The sequence below is a fragment of the Streptomyces sp. NPDC005791 genome (assembly GCF_042871485.1).
GTDB lineage: Bacteria > Actinomycetota > Actinomycetes > Streptomycetales > Streptomycetaceae > Streptomyces.
Map to the genome: position 1 here is coordinate 282,598 of NZ_JBIAIP010000005.1, position 15,194 is coordinate 297,791.

At 68.9% G+C, this 15,194-nt stretch carries 18 protein-coding genes; 14 read left to right on the forward strand and 4 right to left on the reverse strand.

What is annotated here, in order from left to right:
- Positions 1 to 209 precede the first annotated feature (209 nt).
- Together ACFYSH_RS12895 and ACFYSH_RS12900 are read left to right on the forward strand one after the other, a co-directional pair.
- On the forward strand, positions 210 to 446 hold the full coding sequence (locus tag ACFYSH_RS12895) for a DUF2945 domain-containing protein (protein WP_359468261.1): 237 nt from the start codon (positions 210 to 212) through the stop codon (positions 444 to 446).
- Positions 443 to 784, forward strand: coding sequence for a DUF3140 domain-containing protein (locus ACFYSH_RS12900; RefSeq protein ID WP_359467859.1), 342 nt, complete (start codon positions 443 to 445; stop codon positions 782 to 784). The genes ACFYSH_RS12895 and ACFYSH_RS12900 overlap by 4 nt, the downstream gene beginning before the upstream one ends.
- An 847-nt stretch (positions 785 to 1,631) precedes the next feature.
- Here ACFYSH_RS12900 and ACFYSH_RS12905 read toward each other — a convergent pair.
- Positions 1,632 to 2,297, reverse strand: coding sequence for an OsmC family protein (locus tag ACFYSH_RS12905; protein ID WP_388752353.1), 666 nt, complete (start codon positions 2,295 to 2,297; stop codon positions 1,632 to 1,634).
- A 156-nt stretch (positions 2,298 to 2,453) separates the two neighbouring features.
- Between ACFYSH_RS12905 and ACFYSH_RS12910 the strand changes: the two genes are divergently transcribed.
- Positions 2,454 to 2,663 (forward strand): hypothetical protein, encoded by a 210-nt coding sequence (locus ACFYSH_RS12910; protein WP_359478238.1) that lies wholly within the window; start codon positions 2,454 to 2,456, stop codon positions 2,661 to 2,663.
- An 80-nt stretch (positions 2,664 to 2,743) separates the two neighbouring features.
- On the opposite strand, the gene ACFYSH_RS12915 is transcribed toward ACFYSH_RS12910, so the two are convergent.
- Positions 2,744 to 2,884, reverse strand: coding sequence for a hypothetical protein (locus ACFYSH_RS12915; protein ID WP_359478241.1), 141 nt, complete (start codon positions 2,882 to 2,884; stop codon positions 2,744 to 2,746).
- A gap of 229 nt (positions 2,885 to 3,113) precedes the next feature.
- Between ACFYSH_RS12915 and ACFYSH_RS12920 the strand changes: the two genes are divergently transcribed.
- The 4 genes from ACFYSH_RS12920 (at position 3,114) to ACFYSH_RS12935 (ending at position 6,452) form a co-directional block, all read left to right on the forward strand.
- Positions 3,114 to 3,725, forward strand: coding sequence for a TetR/AcrR family transcriptional regulator (locus tag ACFYSH_RS12920; protein WP_359478244.1), 612 nt, complete (start codon positions 3,114 to 3,116; stop codon positions 3,723 to 3,725).
- 165 nt (positions 3,726 to 3,890) lie between these two features.
- Complete coding sequence (locus tag ACFYSH_RS12925; protein WP_388752231.1) at positions 3,891 to 4,631, forward strand: NADPH-dependent F420 reductase; 741 nt, start codon at positions 3,891 to 3,893, stop codon at positions 4,629 to 4,631.
- An 81-nt stretch (positions 4,632 to 4,712) separates the two neighbouring features.
- The gene (locus tag ACFYSH_RS12930) at positions 4,713 to 5,420 is read left to right on the forward strand and encodes a nitroreductase (RefSeq protein ID WP_388752233.1); all 708 of its coding nucleotides are present in this window, start codon (positions 4,713 to 4,715) and stop codon (positions 5,418 to 5,420) included.
- Between the two features lie 102 nt (positions 5,421 to 5,522).
- A complete protein-coding gene (locus ACFYSH_RS12935) occupies positions 5,523 to 6,452 on the forward strand; it encodes a zinc-binding dehydrogenase (RefSeq protein ID WP_388752235.1) in 930 nt (309 codons plus the stop codon).
- Between the two features lie 28 nt (positions 6,453 to 6,480).
- On the opposite strand, the gene ACFYSH_RS12940 is transcribed toward ACFYSH_RS12935, so the two are convergent.
- Entirely contained in the window at positions 6,481 to 7,656 is a 1,176-nt protein-coding gene (locus ACFYSH_RS12940; RefSeq protein WP_388752236.1) for an MFS transporter, read from the reverse strand.
- 379 nt (positions 7,657 to 8,035) lie between these two features.
- Between ACFYSH_RS12940 and ACFYSH_RS12945 the strand changes: the two genes are divergently transcribed.
- Together ACFYSH_RS12945 and ACFYSH_RS12950 are read left to right on the forward strand one after the other, a co-directional pair.
- Positions 8,036 to 8,917, forward strand: a complete 882-nt coding sequence (locus tag ACFYSH_RS12945) for a helix-turn-helix transcriptional regulator (RefSeq protein ID WP_359478256.1) — start codon at positions 8,036 to 8,038, stop codon at positions 8,915 to 8,917.
- 47 nt (positions 8,918 to 8,964) lie between these two features.
- Entirely contained in the window at positions 8,965 to 9,696 is a 732-nt protein-coding gene (locus tag ACFYSH_RS12950; protein WP_359478259.1) for an SDR family NAD(P)-dependent oxidoreductase, read from the forward strand.
- A 203-nt stretch (positions 9,697 to 9,899) separates the two neighbouring features.
- On the opposite strand, the gene ACFYSH_RS12955 is transcribed toward ACFYSH_RS12950, so the two are convergent.
- Positions 9,900 to 10,217 carry a low temperature requirement protein A gene (locus ACFYSH_RS12955; RefSeq protein WP_388752239.1) on the reverse strand — a complete coding sequence of 106 codons (318 nt, stop codon included), beginning with the start codon at positions 10,215 to 10,217 and terminating at the stop codon, positions 9,900 to 9,902.
- A 265-nt stretch (positions 10,218 to 10,482) separates the two neighbouring features.
- On the opposite strand from ACFYSH_RS12955, the gene ACFYSH_RS12960 reads away from it, so the two are divergent.
- The 5 genes from ACFYSH_RS12960 to ACFYSH_RS12980 all read left to right on the forward strand — a co-directional run bounded on the left by ACFYSH_RS12960 (position 10,483) and on the right by ACFYSH_RS12980 (position 15,131).
- Complete coding sequence (locus ACFYSH_RS12960) at positions 10,483 to 11,364, forward strand: aldo/keto reductase (RefSeq protein ID WP_359478262.1); 882 nt, start codon at positions 10,483 to 10,485, stop codon at positions 11,362 to 11,364.
- Positions 11,365 to 11,442: 78 nt separating this feature from the next.
- Positions 11,443 to 12,699 carry an MFS transporter gene (locus ACFYSH_RS12965; RefSeq protein WP_388752241.1) on the forward strand — a complete coding sequence of 419 codons (1,257 nt, stop codon included), beginning with the start codon at positions 11,443 to 11,445 and terminating at the stop codon, positions 12,697 to 12,699.
- 91 nt (positions 12,700 to 12,790) lie between these two features.
- Entirely contained in the window at positions 12,791 to 13,123 is a 333-nt protein-coding gene (locus ACFYSH_RS12970) for a carboxymuconolactone decarboxylase family protein (protein WP_359478268.1), read from the forward strand.
- A gap of 33 nt (positions 13,124 to 13,156) precedes the next feature.
- Positions 13,157 to 14,002: an SDR family NAD(P)-dependent oxidoreductase gene (locus ACFYSH_RS12975; RefSeq protein ID WP_359478272.1), complete on the forward strand. Its 846-nt coding sequence runs from the start codon at positions 13,157 to 13,159 to the stop codon at positions 14,000 to 14,002.
- A 148-nt stretch (positions 14,003 to 14,150) separates the two neighbouring features.
- Positions 14,151 to 15,131 (forward strand): aldo/keto reductase, encoded by a 981-nt coding sequence (locus ACFYSH_RS12980; RefSeq protein ID WP_388752244.1) that lies wholly within the window; start codon positions 14,151 to 14,153, stop codon positions 15,129 to 15,131.
- Positions 15,132 to 15,194: the final 63 nt, after the last annotated feature.

Consider the following 15,194-nt stretch of genomic DNA (forward strand, 5'->3'; position numbering starts at 1 on the left):
GCCGGAAGCGTGCCCTTCGCCCAGCCTGACATATCGACTCCGGCCACGCTTGCAGACCTACGTGCCCTGCGGATGTCCGCTGTTACGCCCGACACCGACCCGGAGAAGGCGCCGCCCACATGCGAGAACGCCGCGCACCCGTGATGCTGGCGGAGACCGTGCGCTGTTCGGCGGAGGCCCCGGCGCTCGACGCGAGAGAGGACGGTCCGATGGCCGACAAGGACAAGAAAAAGAAGCTGTCCCGTGGCGACGACGTCACATGGAAGAGCCATGGACAGGAGGTCGACGGCACCGTCACGCGGAAGGTCACCAAGCGGACAAAGGCTGCCGGCCGGACCGTGGACGCGTCCAAGGACGAGCCGCAGTATGAGGTGGAGAGCGACAAGACGGGCAGGGCCGCGGTCCACAAGCCCGAGTCGCTGCGCAAGAAGGACGGCGGCTCGTGAGTGGTGAACGGGACGAAGAGCGCCAGGACACCCTCGACCGCTTCGGTGAGGCCGTCAACATGACGGCCGGCGAGCTGGAGAAGTGGCTCGAGACGGAACAGGCGCAGGAGGTGGGACAGAAGAACGACGGCGGGGAATCGACCGGTCACGCATCCGGTCGGCGGATCGTGGATCTGCTGCGCACCAGGAAGGCCGACCTGAGTGACGACGACGTGGCGCACATGCGCAAGGTCGTCGGCTACGTGCACAGGCACACCGGACAACGCCCCGCGGGAGACGTCACCGATACCCCGTGGCGGTACTCGCTGATGAACTGGGGGCACGACCCCGAGAAATAGGTGCCCCGCACACCCGCGCCCGCCTGGGTGTAGGCCGCCGGGCCCGGCGGCCGGGAAGGCTCCCGCTCCTGATTCCCGTGAACCGGGTGCAGGCCGGTTTCCCCTGTGCAGGTGCTCATACAGGGCAGGGACGGGGGTATGAGGAGTCGTCCCCTACCGGGTTGTGGATCGGCTCTCTACATTGGCGCGGGTGCGTCACTGCCAGCCGCGCCACCGTCGGCCCGTCCGCCGCGCTGCTCTCGGCTCGGTTGCGTGTGGCCTCATGGACGCATCCTGCCCCGGTCAGCTCGACGAGGAGCCATGCTCGAACTGTGAGTGCCGCTGAGTGAGCACGGCCGTGCCTCCGGTCACACCGACGGGCTGTGGAGAGAGGCCGCCTGGCGTCTGCCTGTGGATTGCAGGGCCATTGGCCACCAGGCCCATGTGGCCGACTCCTGGTAAGGCAAATTTCGAATGGGGTGTGCATTGCCCGGCCTACTTGCAGGCAGGTGGCATCGAGGAGAAACGCGAAGCACTCAAGGATCGAAGTGGAGATAGGGGCCTTTCCAACGAAGAGGAGCGCCTTGCTCGCACTCACCGATCAGTTCACTCGACACGTTGACGTCGATGCCGCGGTCATCCAAGAACTGAAGCGCCTGTTCGGTGAGACCGGAACAGTGGAAGCGGTGGCCACCGTCGCCGCGTACAACATGGTTTCGCGCTTTTTGGTGGCGCTGGCCATTCGAACCGCCAGGGCAGGCGGGCCTCCGCGCGGAGGCCCGCCTGCCCTGGGCGCGGACGGTCCCGACCGCGTATGCCTCTTCGAGGCGGTGCGGTCGGGGCCGTTGTGTGAGGTCCGTTCCTGCGCTCAGGCGAGGGTGGTGACGACGTCGACCGGGCTGACCAGGGTGTTCCGGAGGGGCGAGCGGCTTTCGACGAGGGATATGAGCTCGTCGAGGTGCTCGCGGGGGGTGTTCGGGGCGTCGATGTGGAGGCGGACGCGTACCTGCTGAAGGCCGGGACGGACCGTCAGGTCGACGCCGAGGAAGCCTCGGAGGTCGATATCGACTTCCAACTCCAGGCGGTAAGCCTCGAGTTCGGTACCCTGCGCGGAGGCGAGGGCGGCAAGGGTGACGGTGTAGCAGCCGGCGAGTGCCTGCAGCAGGTACTCGGCGGGCGAGTGCTCCCAGGCTTTGGCGACCACGGTGGTGGGTTCCATCAGCACCCCCACGCGTTCCAGTCCGGCGTCGAGTTTCACGGCGTAGTCCCATTCCACGGACCAGGACTGGGAGGCGTAGCCGTCTCTTTCCTTGATGCCCCGCTCGGTGTAGCGGCCGTTGCGGCACATGTCGAACTCACCGTGTGCGCACGCCCCGCACGGTTCGAGGTCGGGCCGACGGACCACTCCCACCACCAGGTCACCGCCTTCGAACCCGCTGCCGACGGGAGCCTGGCGTACCCGGCCGAGCGATTCGTGGCCCAGGATCAGGCGCTCACGTCCCTGCGGGGCCCAGCCGTACTGGCCTGCTGCGATCTCCGCCCGCGAACTATTGACTCAGGACACCAGGTGCGCCCTTACGGCTGCGCCGATGAGGCCGGGTGCGCCGCACCGACACAGCGAGGAAAGGTGCTCGGAACTGGCGGGAGCCTTCAGCATGCTGTGACTGGTGATGAGTCGCACCCTGGAGACATGAGCGCGCCGATAGTCATTCACCGCCTCTCTCCCACGGGTGGGCGCCGGGTTACGATCCGTGGCCAGATCACCGGGCTGGCCTACGAGGACCAGGACGTCGTGGAGTTCCTGCGCCGGGCAGGGCTGCCGGACGGGGTGGAGCTGCTGGACCGGCCGGAGTGGGTGGAATGGCGGGGCGGGCGTGCGCATTCGTACGTGGCGGCGTAGCCCGTGGCGGGCCGAGTGCAGCGCCGTAGGCTCAGCTCGCAGTCCAGTGGCCGGGTGAACCTCGCGCGGCTCGATGTATTTCAGGTGGGCCTGTCCGCAACGCGATCACCCCGGAGCTTCGCGACCAGTTCCTGATCGCCGCCCAATCGGGACAGGGTCCGGTAGCGCAGGGCGCTCTCCCTGAGGGCCGGGACGTCCAGCGCCTCGGTCGTGACGGGCACCTTTGCGATCGTGTTGCTGAAGCTGAACCGGCTGCACACCCCGACAGCCTCGCGCAAGCCCTCGGTAGGGCGGCCGCGGCCGGTCCGGCTGGAGGCGTGGCGCCCCGGCATCTCTTCGTTGTCCGGAAGGGACGAGTTGACCGGAGGTAATCTCCGTTTTACGCTCGAAAAGGCACGGAGGCGGTCTCCGTTTCGTGCGGTGGCCGGATCGTGTACCGCAGGAGGACATATGAGCGGCAACAGGGAGCAGCAGCAGGGGCGCAGGCCCCGTGCTGACGTCCAGCGCAATCGCGCGACTCTCCTGGAGGCAGCCCAGCGTCACTTCCTGCAGCACGGTGTCGGCGCATCGCTGGATGCGGTGGCCAAGGATGCGGGCGTCGGGGCCGGCACGCTGTACCGGCACTTCCCCACCCGGGAGGCTCTGCTGGCGGCCGTGCTGCAGACACGCTCCGAGGAGCTGGTGGCCCGCCGTGAGGACATCGCGCGGCTCGGCGACGCCTCTGAGGCGCTGCGCCAGTGGCTGCGGGCGATGGAGGAGTACTTCAGTGCCTTCAGCGGACTGCCGGAACCGCTCATGGCCGCGGCCCGTGCACAGGAACCGGGCAACCCCCTCACCCTCCCGTGCGACCAGCTCATCGCCACCACCGACGAGTACGTACGGGCCGCGCAGCAGGCCGGGGACACGAGAGCGTGGGTGAAGGGGTACGACCTCTTCCTCGCGTCTGTCTCGGTGGCCTGGGTCAGGGGCACCGGCACCGTCGACGAGGAATCGCTCGACCGCCTGCGCGCGCTCATCGAAGACGGTTACCGCGAGCGCGACATCCAGAACGACCGCACGTAGACCACCGGCCACCGCCCTGCCCCGGGCGGGCTGCCGGGAGAGCCATGGGAAGGGTGCCGCGACACCCTTCCTCCTGAACCGCGGGCCATCCGGCCCGCACGCCCACGGTCATCACATCTCGCCCCCCTTGCCCGGGGAGAGATACACCTCCAGTAAGGACAAATTATGCGAATTGGCATTCTCGGAACGGGAGCGATCGGGGCGGAGCTGGCGCGCGTCTTCAGCGCGGGCGGGCACGAGGTCGCCGTGGCCAACTCCCGGGGCCCGGAGACGATCGATGCGGACGTGCTGAAATTCGGGGCGCAGGCGGTGACATCTGCCGACGCCGTACAGAAAAAGGACGTCGTGATCCTGTCCGTCCCGTTCTTCAAGGTCCCGGACGTGGCCGGCCTTTTCGCCTCCGTACCCAGCGAGACCGTCGTCATCGACACCACCAACTACGTCCCCTTCAGGGCGTGGAACGTTCCTGTCGAGGGAGTGGGGCAGGGTCAGGCCGAGAGCGTGTGGGTGGCCGAGCAACTGGGGCGGCCCGTGGTCAAGGCGTGGAACGCGGTCCTGGAGGCCACCTTGAAGACCAGGGGCGTTCCCGCGGGAACGCCGGGCCGGATCGCGCTTCCGGTCGCGGCCGACTCCGACGAAGCGCGGGACGTGGCCATGCGCCTGGTGGACGAGACCGGCTTCGACCCCTTCGACGCGGGCAAGCTGGCCGACTCCTGGCGCCAGCAGCCGGCGACGCCCGTGTACTGCACCGAGCTGACCGTCGACGAGCTGGGACCGGCCCTGCAGGCGGCCGACCGGGAGAAGACCCCGGCCATCCGTGACCGTCAGCTGGAGTACCTCGGGACTCTCGCCTCCCTGCCCACGCGGGACGAACAGGTGGAACTCAACCGCTCCCTCCACCGCTGACGCCGCTTGCACCGCTGACACACCTGGTAGGTGGGGGCACAGTCGTGCCCCCACCTACCAGGCATCTTGAGAGGGACCGTCTTGTCCACCGCAGCCATCCCCTTTCCCGAACTCGCGCGGTCCCGGCACTCCGTGCGCAAGTTCCTGCCCGAACCGGTGGCGCCTGCGGAGATCCGCGGCGTGCTGGAAGACGCCCAGGCGGCGCCGTCGAACTGCAACACGCAGCCCTGGACGGTGCACGTCGTCTCCGGCGCGGCACGGGACGCACTGAGCAAGGAACTCCTCCAGGCCGACGAGGAAGAACGGCTCTCGCCCGACTTCACCTTCGACTACGCCGACTTCGGCGAGGGCACCTACCTCGACCGGGCACACCACCATGCCGCGACCCTCTACGAGGCCATAGGCATCGCCCGCTCGGACAAGGCGGCCAGGAAGGCGGCAGCCCGCGAGAACCTGGACTTCTTCGGCGCACCCCACGTCGCCTTCCTCTTCATGCCGGCCTTCGGCGACGGAGTGCGGGCGGCAGGAGACATCGGCATGTACGCCCAGAACTTCCTGCTGTCGCTGACGGCCCGAGGACTTGGCGGCATTCCGCAGACCATGCTCGGTTTCTACGCCGACACGGTCCGCGAGGTTCTGGACGTACCCGCGGACCTCAAGCTGCTGTTCGGCATCTCCTTCGGCGCCGCCGACGAGACCGCGCAGGCCAACGGCTTCCGCATGGAACGGGCCGCGCTTGAGCAGAGTGTCGTCCTGCACGACACCCCCGGAGTCCTCGGCCGGCGGTAGGCGCCCGTTTCACCGGGCGCGCCTGCTGTGCGGCCGCACCCGGACAAGGCGTCCGCCTCGACCGGCTCGGCGCTGCTCCCCTGACTGAATAGGAATGCCTTCATGAAACGCTGGCAGGCAGGCGAGTTCGGCGCGCCGGACACCGTCCTGGAGAAGGCGGAAGTCCCCCTTCCCGAGCCTGGCCCGGACGAGGCCCGCGTGCGTGTCCTGGCCGCGAGTGTGGCGCTTCCCGACCTGATGACGGTCCAGGGCCGCTACCCGCTTGTTCCCTCGGCCCCCGTCTCTCCCGGCCAGGAGATCGTGGGCATCGTGGACAAGCCCGGCCCCGGATACCCGTTCCCCGCGGGCACCCGGATCATGGGCAACAGCCGTACCGACATCGCCATCGGCGGACTCGCCGAATACACGCTCAGCCCCGTTCCCGGAGCGATGCCGGCCCCCGCCGAACTCAGCGATGCCCAGGCCGCCGGCTTCCCCGGCTCGTACCACGTCGCCCACATCGCCCTTGCGCACCGGGCCGCGCTCCGCAAGGGCGAGACTCTCCTGGTCCTGGGTGGCTCGGGGCGTACGGGATCGGCCGCCATCCAGCTCGGCAAGGCCCTGGGCGGCACCGTCATCGCCAGCGCCCGCAACGAGGACAAGGCGCGCTTCTGCCGGCTCCAGGGCGCCGACCACATCATCGACCTCAGCGAACACGACCTCGCTCAGACGGTGCTCGAACTCAGCAGCGGGCACGGCGCCGACGTCATCTACGACACGGTCGGCGGTGAAACATACGCCCAAGCCACCTCGGCCGTCAGCCGCGGGGGGCGCGTGCTCCTGGTCGGCTTCGCCAGCGGCAAGTGGGGGCAACCCGACGCCCAGCACATCCGTTCATCCGGTTGGAAGAAACGGGCCGGGGGCACCGCAGCTCGCGCGCTTGCGCGGTGGTCGTCGTGGCCTTCTTGCTACTTGTCCGCTGATGCGCCGGTTGTCTGCGCATACTGGCGGGCGGTCCACTTCCGTCTCGGCGACGGGATCACGTTTCCATGAGATTCCTTCGGCGGGATGTGAGGCGGGGTCAGTTCTGGGCGGCGGTCGCGGCTTTCAGGGTGCGGCGGCCGGCGGCCCAGACCAGGAGGGCGAGCACGCTCAGGGCCGCTCCAGCGGCGCAGATGGAGCTCCAGCCGCCATGCGCCCACAGGATGCTCGCGCCGGCGGAGCCGATGGCGCCGCCGATGAAGTTGCCGGCGACGAAGGCGGTGTTCAGGCGGGAACGGGCCTCGTGCGAGACGGCGAAGAGGCGGGCCTGGTTGAGCAGGTTCAGGCCCTGGATGGCCACGTCGAGCACGACGATCGCGATGATGACGAGGACGACGGAGGTGCCGACTGTCGCGGAGATGCCGAAGGCGATCAGTGTCAGGACGAGGGCCGCGCCGGTGGCGGGCAGTGACCAGCCCCGATCGTGCAGGCGCCCGGCGCGCTGGGCGGCCAGGGCTCCGGCGAGGCCGGCCAGGCCGAACAGGCCGATCACCGAGACCGAGTAGGAGAAGGGCGGGTTACTGAGCAGGAAGGTGAGGCCGGTCCAGAACATCTGGAAGACGGCGAAACCGATCGCTCCGAGGACCAGCGTCCAGCGTACGGCCGGCTCCCGGCGGATCACCTGGCCGACGGAGGCGATGAGCGCCGGATACGGCATGCGGGTCTTGGGCTCCATCGCGGGGATGGAGCGGTACAGGAGCGCTGCGAACAGGACCGCGAGGACCGCGGCCGCGGCGTAGACAGCGCGCCAGCCGGCGGCTTCGGCGACCAGTCCGCTGATGGTGCGCGAGACGAGGACGCCGGTGAGCAGCCCGGAGACCACGGTGCCGACCACAGCGCCCCGGTTCTCGTCGGCGGCGAGATCTCCGGCGAGCGGGGTCAGCAGCTGACCGGAGACGGTCGTCATGCCGAGCAGAGTGATCGCCGCGGCCAGGGACCCGAAGGACGGGGCGAGCGCGCAGGCGGCGAGGGCGACGGCCGAGGCCAGCGTGATGAGCGGGATCAGGCGGCGGCGGTCGAGTACGTCTCCGAGCGGCACGATCAGCACGATCCCGACTGCGTAGCCGATCTGGGTGACGGTGATCAGCCAGCCCGCGCTGGCTGGGGAGGCGTGCAGGTCGCCCGCGATGAAGTCGATCAAGGGCTGGGCCCAGTACAGGTTACCGACGGCGAGACCGCCGGCGAACGCGAACAGCAGGGTCAGTGAGCGGGTCATGCCCCGCGAGGGGGTGGCGGGCTGCACTGTTGAGCTGGTGGAAGTGGACACGAGAGGGTCTTTCGGGGACGAAGGGGCGGAACGCCGGTGAGAGCCGTGGCCCGGTCTTACACGGCAGACGTGGAGGAGCAATGTCCGGTGGCGACCAGGCGCCGCAGCACTGCCGAGCCGATGAAGCTGATGCCCCGGGCAGGAGCACGTTGACGGTGGTCTTCAGAATCTTTCGTGCCCCAAACCTGCAGGAAAGTTCCTGCGGGCTCGAACCTGCACATGAGGGCAATGACCAGACAACCGGCTTTCATCCGCGCGAGGGAGTCCACGCTGTGAGGGGTACCGACAGGGACCCCCACCAGCCCCTTTGGTTTCCTACGCTGGACACATGGACAACCGGGACGAAGTCAGCGCATTCCTCACATCGCGCCGCGCCAAAATCACCCCTGAGCAGGCGGGCCTGCCGGTGTACGGGCAGCGGCGGGTGCCTGGGCTGCGCCGCGGCGAGGTCGCGATGCTCGCCGGGGTCAGCGTCGAGTACTACACGCGCCTGGAACGCGGCAACCTCGGCGGTGTCTCCGACAGCGTTCTGGACGCGCTGGCCAAGGCCCTGCGCCTGGACGACACCGAACGCGATCACCTCCACACCCTGGCCCGCGCGGCCAACGCGGGCCCGCCCCGCGTACGCCGCCGCCCGAAGGCCCTCACGGTGCGGCCCAGCGTGCTGCGCATCATCGAAGGGCTGCACGACCAGCCGGCCTACGTGCGCAACAGCCGCCTGGACATCCTGGCGGTCAACCCCCTTGCCCGCGCCCTGCACCACGAGACCCTTGAGCAGGACCCCGCCAACAACGCCCGCTACGTCTTTCTCGACCCGCGCGCCACCCGCTTCTACCCCGACTGGGAACGCGTGGCGCACGACGGGGTCGGCGCCCTGCGGGTCGCCGTCGCCAAGGATCCCTATGACCGTGAGCTGTCGAACCTGATCGGCGAGTTGTCCACGCGCAGCGATGCCTTCCGCACCCTGTGGGGGGCCCACGACGTCCACGTCTTCACCGAAGGCACCAAACGGTTCCACCACCCCGCGGTCGGCGACATGGAACTCGTCCACGAGTCCCTCGACCTGCCCGGCGAGGGAGGACTCTGCATCACCGTCTACAGCGCCGACCCGGGCACTGCGGGGGCTGACGCCCTCAAGCTCCTGGCCAGCTGGGCCGCCACCCAGGAGCAGGACGCCGCCGCCGCGCCGCAGCCCGGCACCGAGCACTGACAGAGGCTCCGGCATCCATGTACACGGCACTAGGAAGGAACTTTCTCATGGCTCGCATCTTCGTCACCGGCTCCGTGGAAGGGCTCGGCCGCAACGCGGCCGAGGACCTGATCTCGGACGGTCACGAGCTCGTCCTGCACGCCCGGAACGACCAGCGCGCCGACGCGCTCGAGGACCTCGTCGCCAAGGGAGCACACGTCGTCGTCGGCGACCTGGCGCGCATGGACGAGGTCCGGGCTGTCGCCGAACGCGTGAACCGCCTGGGCAGGACGGACGCGGTGATTCATAACGCGGGCGTCTTGCAGGGCGCATCGCTTCTGCCGGTGAACGTAGTGGCGCCGTACGTGCTGACCGCGCTCATCGAGCGGCCGGCACGGCTCGTGTACGTCAGCAGCGGAATGCACCGCGGCGGGCGGCCGGATCTCACCGACGTGGACTGGTCGGGCGCGCGCCAGACGCACTCCTACTCCGACAGCAAGCTGTTCGTCACGGCGCTGGCGCTCTTCATCGCCCGCACGTGGCCGCAGGTGTTCACCAACGCTGTCGACCCGGGGTGGGTGCCCACCCGCATGGGCGGCACAGCGGCCAGCGACGACCTCCGTCTCGGTCACGTCACCCAGGCATGGCTCGCAGGGAGCAACGCCCCCGCAGTACAGGTCACCGGACGGTACTGGTTCCACCAAGCACAACAGCAGCCGGCCCCGGCCACTCGGGACGAGGTATTCCAGGAAGAACTCGTTGATGCGCTGGCCCGATACTCCGGTGTCACCCTCCCCTGAGCCGTGACGCGTCGGGACATTGTTGACAATGATCTACACCGCCTGCCCGGTATCGCCGACGGGCGGCGCCGTGGCCTGGGCGTCGAGCCCATGATCGGTCCGTCCAGTGCTCTGGCCAGCGGCGACGATGTCGTACGCCTCGAAACGGGCGCCTCCTGTACCGGCAGCTGGGGCATGGCGGCGGGTTGAGTGTGACCCGTGTCTTAGTGGCGCACGTTGCGTCGTAGTTCGCTGTACCGCCAGGTCTCGACGGCGGCTACGGCGGCGAGGATCACCACGACGCCTGCGAGCGCGGCGAGGGGCGGGAGCGCGGCGGCGGCCGGGAGCCAGGCGAGCAGCACGAGCATGGTGCCGAGGCGGAACGGGGCCCAGACGGCGACGGTGGCCCGGCCGAACAAGGTGAGCCCGCCCAGGTACAGGGCCGCGCCGCCGCACAGGGCCGAGGCCGAGAAGGTGCCGAGGCCCTCTGTGCTTCCCGCGTCCGCGGACGCCCTGACACTCCTGGCGAGCTGGTCCGCCACGGCCGAGGCCGCGGATGTGCAGGCCGCTGAGGCGGACTCCGGAAACTGAACCGACCTTCACAGCCCCGCCTTCTCCGGCTGCCGTCGGCAGTGGGGGGCGGGGCTTTGACCTGTACATATGCCGCTGGGGGTCCCTGACGTTACCCCTCACAGCGGAGACTCCCTCATCGTGTCCGTTCGCGGTTGCATGGTTGGTGCCCCGCTTTGGGGCCGACCGGTATCGACCCTCGTATCGGTCCGTCCCCGCTCATGCAAGGGAACCCTCATGACTGGCAAGAGCACGATGATCACGCTGAACAACGGCATGCAGATGCCCGCGCTCGGCCTGGGCGTCTTCCAGAGTCCACCGGAGGAGACCGCCACCGCGGTCACGACCGCGCTCCAGCACGGCTACCGACTGGTCGACACCGCCGCCGTCTACGGCAACGAGAAGGAAGTCGGCGAGGGCATCGTCGCCTCCGGCGTCGACCGCCGCGAGGTCTTCGTGACCACCAAGCTGTGGCTCTCCGACTTCGGCCACGACGCGACCCTGCGTGCCTTCGACACCAGCCTGGACAGGCTGGGCCTGGACTACCTGGACCTGTACCTGCTGCACTTCCCGTACACGTCCGCGTTCGACTCCACGGTCGCCGCCTACAAGGCGGCGGAGAAGCTGCTGGCGGAGGGGCGGGTGCGGGCGATCGGCGTCTCCAACTTCAGCCTTGAGCGTCTGAACGGCCTGATCGAGCGCACCGACGTCGTACCGGCGGTCAACCAGGTCGAGCTGCACCCTTACTTCATCCAGCGCGAGCTGCGCGAGGCGCACACCGGCCTCGGCATCGTCACCCAGGCGTGGTCGCCCCTCGGCGCGGTGAACCTGTACTGGCCCGACGCCCCGCACGCGGGCAAGAGCCCGCTGCAGGAGCCGGTCATCACGCAGATCGCCGCCAAGTACGGCAAGACCCCCGCGCAGATCGTGCTGCGCTGGCATATCGAGCACGGCCTGTCCGCGATCCCGAAGTCCGTCACGCCGCACCGCATCGCGGAGAACATCGGCCTCTTCGACTTCGCGCTCACCGCCGACGAGAGGGCCGCCGTCGACGCCCTCGACACCGGCCTGCGCGGCGGTCCCGACCCGGACAGCATCAAGGCCGACTCCTTCGGCTGAACCGGCGCCGGCACTCGGCCGCTCCCGCGACGCGGCCCCCTGATTCACCCCCACATTCAGCAAAGGCTCTACCTCCGCATGTCTTCTCACCGAGAAAAGCCCGCCAGGCTGCCGTTCGTCGTTCCGCTGCTGGCCCTCGGCACCTTCGTGATGGTCACCAGCGAGTTCATCATCGCGGCCCTCCTGCCCGAGGTGTCCGCCGACCTGGGCGTCAGCGTCTCCACGGCCGGCCTGCTGATCACGGCGTTCGCGGTCGGCATGATCGTGGGTGCGCCCACGATCTCCATCGCCACGCTGCGCCTGCCCAGGCGCTCCACCCTGGTTCTGGCGCTTGCCGTCTTCGCCGTCGGCCACGTGATCGCCGCACTCAGCTCCTCCTTCACCATCGTGCTCGCGGCCCGTGTGATCACCGCGCTGGCCACCGGTACCTTCATCTCCGTCGGCTCGGTCGTGGCCACCTCCGCCGCAGGACCGGCTGCCACCTCCCGCGCCATGGGCGTGATGATGAGCGGCATGAGCCTGGCCATCGTGGCCGGTGTGCCGCTGGGCTCCTGGGCCGGTCAGACGATCGGCTGGCGCGGCACGTTCTGGGCACTGGCCGCCCTCGCGGGCATGGCTGCCCTGGTCATCGGCCGGTTCATCCCCGCCGAGGACCGCGCCGAGGTGACACCCTCCATCCGCTCCCAGCTCGCCGTACTGCGCCATGGACGTATGTGGCTGGTCCTTGCCGCCACCGTGCTCGTCACGGGTGGCTTCATGGCCGCGTACAGCTACATCTCTCCGCTGCTCACCGAGCGGACCGGGATCTCCGAAGGAGCCGTACCGCTCGTTTTGGTCGGCTTCGGCGTCGGTGCTCTGCTGGGCACGAACATCACCGGGCGCCTCGGCGACCGCAAGCCGCTGGCCACGTTCATCACCACCTCCGTCGCCTCGGTGCTGGTGCTGCTCCTGCTGATCCCGCTGTCCACCAGCCCCGTGGCGACCGCCGTCCTGGTGGTGCTCCTGGGTGTGACGGGCCTGGGCATCACATCGATCGCCACCCCGCTGGCCGTGCGCTTCGGACACTCCTCGCCCGCCCTCGCCGCGGCCTTGGCGGTATCCGCCTTCAACGCGGGGATCGCCCTCGTCTCCTGGCTGGCGGGCACGACCTTGGACACCTCCCTGGGCGTGACCGGACCGGAGGTGGTCGGCGCGGTCATGGCCGGCCTGGGCCTGATTCCCCTGCTCGTCCTGGCCGCGATACGCGCCACCCGGACGGCCGCACCTCAGGTATCCCTGCCCGCGGCGGACGAGGAGACCTCGCACAAGGCTCAGGCTGACCGCGTGGCGGCCTGACCACGGAACACCACCGAGTTCCCCATCAAAGCCCACTAAATCGGCTGATTGTGGTCTGTGAAAGACCAAACGCTTGCAAAGGATGAACTCCATGGCTGAAGAACAGACCGCCGCACAGAAGCTGCTCGGCGACTTCGCGCCCGAACTGGTCCGGCTCACCGACGACGTCCTCTTCGGCGAGGTGTGGGCCGGCGAGGGCCTGTCCCAGCGGGACCGCAGCCTCATCACCGTCGCCACCCTGGTCGCCCTCTACCGCGCCGACCAGCTCGCCTTCCACCTGCCGAAGGCCCTGGAGAACGGGGTGACGAAGGACGAACTGGTCAAGGCCATCACCCACATCGCGTTCTACGCCGGCTGGCCCAACGCGATGTCCGCGATCACCCAGCTGAAGAGCATCGTCGAGTCGGAGCCCGACACGCGCTGACTCCGCACCAAAACCCTCTGGAGCACCCGTCCCATGAGCAAGGTCTTCTTCATCACCGGCGCCGGCCGTGGCCTGGGCGTCGACATCGCCCGCCAGGCGCTGGAAGCCGGTCACCAGGTGGTGGCCACCGGCCGCCGGCCCGAAACCGTCCTCAAGGCCCTGGGCGGCGAGCACGACAACCTTCTGGTCGCCGCCCTGGACCTCACCGACCCCGGTACTGCCGACGCGGCGGTCAGCGCGGCCGTCGACCGGTTCGGGCGGATCGACGTCCTGGTGAACAACGCGGCGAACTTCTACGCCGGCTACTTCGAGGTCGTCTCCGACCAGCAGATGCGTCAGCAGATCGAGACCAACGTGTTCGGGCCGATGAACGTCACCCGCGCCGTGTTGCCCGTCATGCGCCAGCAGCGCGCCGGGCACATCATGACGATCTCGTCGCTGGCCGGACTGGTCGGCCAGGAGTTCACCGCCGCCTACACGACGTCGAAGTTCGCCGTGGAGGGCTGGATGGAGGCCCTGCACCTGGATGTGGCGCCGTTCGGGATCCGCACCACGACGGTGGAGCCGGGGTTCTTCCGCACCGAGCTGCTCGTGGAAGCCTCTACCACCTGGCCGGCGCTGACGGTCGATGACTACGCCGAGAACACCGCGGCGCAGATCGCGGGCTGGAAGACGATGAACGGCCAGCAGGCCGGTGACCCGGCCAAGCTCGCCGAGGCGCTGCTGAAGGTCGCCGGCCAGGCGGAGCCGCCGGTGCGGTTCGTGGCCGGCGCCGACGCCATCGCCGCGATCGAGACCCACGCCAAGGAACTGCTGGCCCAGGTGGACGCCTCGCGCGCCCTGGGAATGGACCTGGCCCACGACGACGGCCCGGCCTGACCAGCACCACCCCCGCGGACCCGCTGTGTCAGGGGTCTGAGAGAGGGCTTCGTGGAAGTCCACGGAGCCGGATGTACGGCCACGAACACGCGGCGCGCCCCCCGCACGCCGCAGGTGGCCACGACGCGACGACGACAGGAGAAACGACATGAACAAGCGTGAACTGGGAACCAGCGGCCTGGAAGTGTCCTCGATCGGACTCGGCTGCATGGGCATGACCTTCGGCTACGGGCCGGCCGCCGACACCGGTGAGGCGATCAAGCTGATCCGCGCGGCTGCCGAGCGTGGCGTGACCCTGTTCGACAGCGCCGAAGCCTACGGCGAAGCGAACGAGAAGCTGGTGGGCGAGGCCCTGGCCCCTGTGCGGGACCAGGTCGTCCTCGCCACGAAGTTCGGCTTCAAAGACGGCAACTCCGCAGCCGGCCTGGACAGTCGCCCGGAGCGGATCCGTCTGGTCGCCGAGCAATCCTTGCAGCGGATGCAGACCGACCGCATCGACCTGTTCTACCAGCACCGGGTGGACCCCAGTATCCCCATCGAAGAGGTCGCGGGCACCGTTCGCGAGCTCATCCAGGAGGGCAAGGTCAAGCACTTCGGTCTGTCCGAAGCCGGTGCGGACATCATCCGCCGGGCCCACGCGGTGCAGCCGGTCACGGCCGTACAGAGCGAGTACTCGATGTGGTGGCGCGAGCCCGAGCAGGTCATCCTGCCGACCCTCGAAGAGCTCGGAATCGGGTTCGTGCCGTTCAGTCCGCTCGGCAAGGGCTTCCTGACCGGCGCGATCAAGGAAGACACGAAGTTCGCGGAGAACGACATCCGCAACGTCCTGCCGCGCTTCGAGGACGAGGCCCGCCAGGCCAACCTCGCGCTGATCGCGCTGATCGGCGACATCGCCGAGGCCAAGCAGGCCACCCAGGCGCAGGTCGCCATCGCCTGGCTCCTCGCGCAGAAGCCGTGGATCACCCCGATTCCGGGCACCACGAAGCTGCACCGGCTCGAGGAGAACATCGGCGCCGACAACGTCGAGCTCACCGCCCAGGACCTGCAGCGCATCGAAACTGCCCTGTCCGAGGTGCAGATCAAGGGCGAGCGGTACACCGCACAGCAGCAGAGCACCATCAACCGGTAGGACAAAACCAGCAGGAGAAGCCGGTTTCTCAGCGGAGCCCGGCTCGCCACACACCGTCCTTCC

Coding starts and splice junctions, on each gene's coding strand:
- ACFYSH_RS12895 (WP_359468261.1), top strand. CDS start 210: ATGGCCGACAAGGACAAGAAAAAGAAGCTGTCCCGTGGCGACGACGTC.
- ACFYSH_RS12910 (WP_359478238.1), top strand. CDS start 2,454: ATGAGCGCGCCGATAGTCATTCACCGCCTCTCTCCCACGGGTGGGCGC.
- ACFYSH_RS12920 (WP_359478244.1), top strand. CDS start 3,114: ATGAGCGGCAACAGGGAGCAGCAGCAGGGGCGCAGGCCCCGTGCTGAC.
- ACFYSH_RS12925 (WP_388752231.1), top strand. CDS start 3,891: ATGCGAATTGGCATTCTCGGAACGGGAGCGATCGGGGCGGAGCTGGCG.
- ACFYSH_RS12935 (WP_388752235.1), top strand. CDS start 5,523: ATGAAACGCTGGCAGGCAGGCGAGTTCGGCGCGCCGGACACCGTCCTG.
- ACFYSH_RS12940 (WP_388752236.1), bottom strand. CDS start 7,656: ATGACCCGCTCACTGACCCTGCTGTTCGCGTTCGCCGGCGGTCTCGCC.
- ACFYSH_RS12945 (WP_359478256.1), top strand. CDS start 8,036: ATGGACAACCGGGACGAAGTCAGCGCATTCCTCACATCGCGCCGCGCC.
- ACFYSH_RS12950 (WP_359478259.1), top strand. CDS start 8,965: ATGGCTCGCATCTTCGTCACCGGCTCCGTGGAAGGGCTCGGCCGCAAC.
- ACFYSH_RS12960 (WP_359478262.1), top strand. CDS start 10,483: ATGACTGGCAAGAGCACGATGATCACGCTGAACAACGGCATGCAGATG.
- ACFYSH_RS12965 (WP_388752241.1), top strand. CDS start 11,443: ATGTCTTCTCACCGAGAAAAGCCCGCCAGGCTGCCGTTCGTCGTTCCG.
- ACFYSH_RS12970 (WP_359478268.1), top strand. CDS start 12,791: ATGGCTGAAGAACAGACCGCCGCACAGAAGCTGCTCGGCGACTTCGCG.
- ACFYSH_RS12975 (WP_359478272.1), top strand. CDS start 13,157: ATGAGCAAGGTCTTCTTCATCACCGGCGCCGGCCGTGGCCTGGGCGTC.
- ACFYSH_RS12980 (WP_388752244.1), top strand. CDS start 14,151: ATGAACAAGCGTGAACTGGGAACCAGCGGCCTGGAAGTGTCCTCGATC.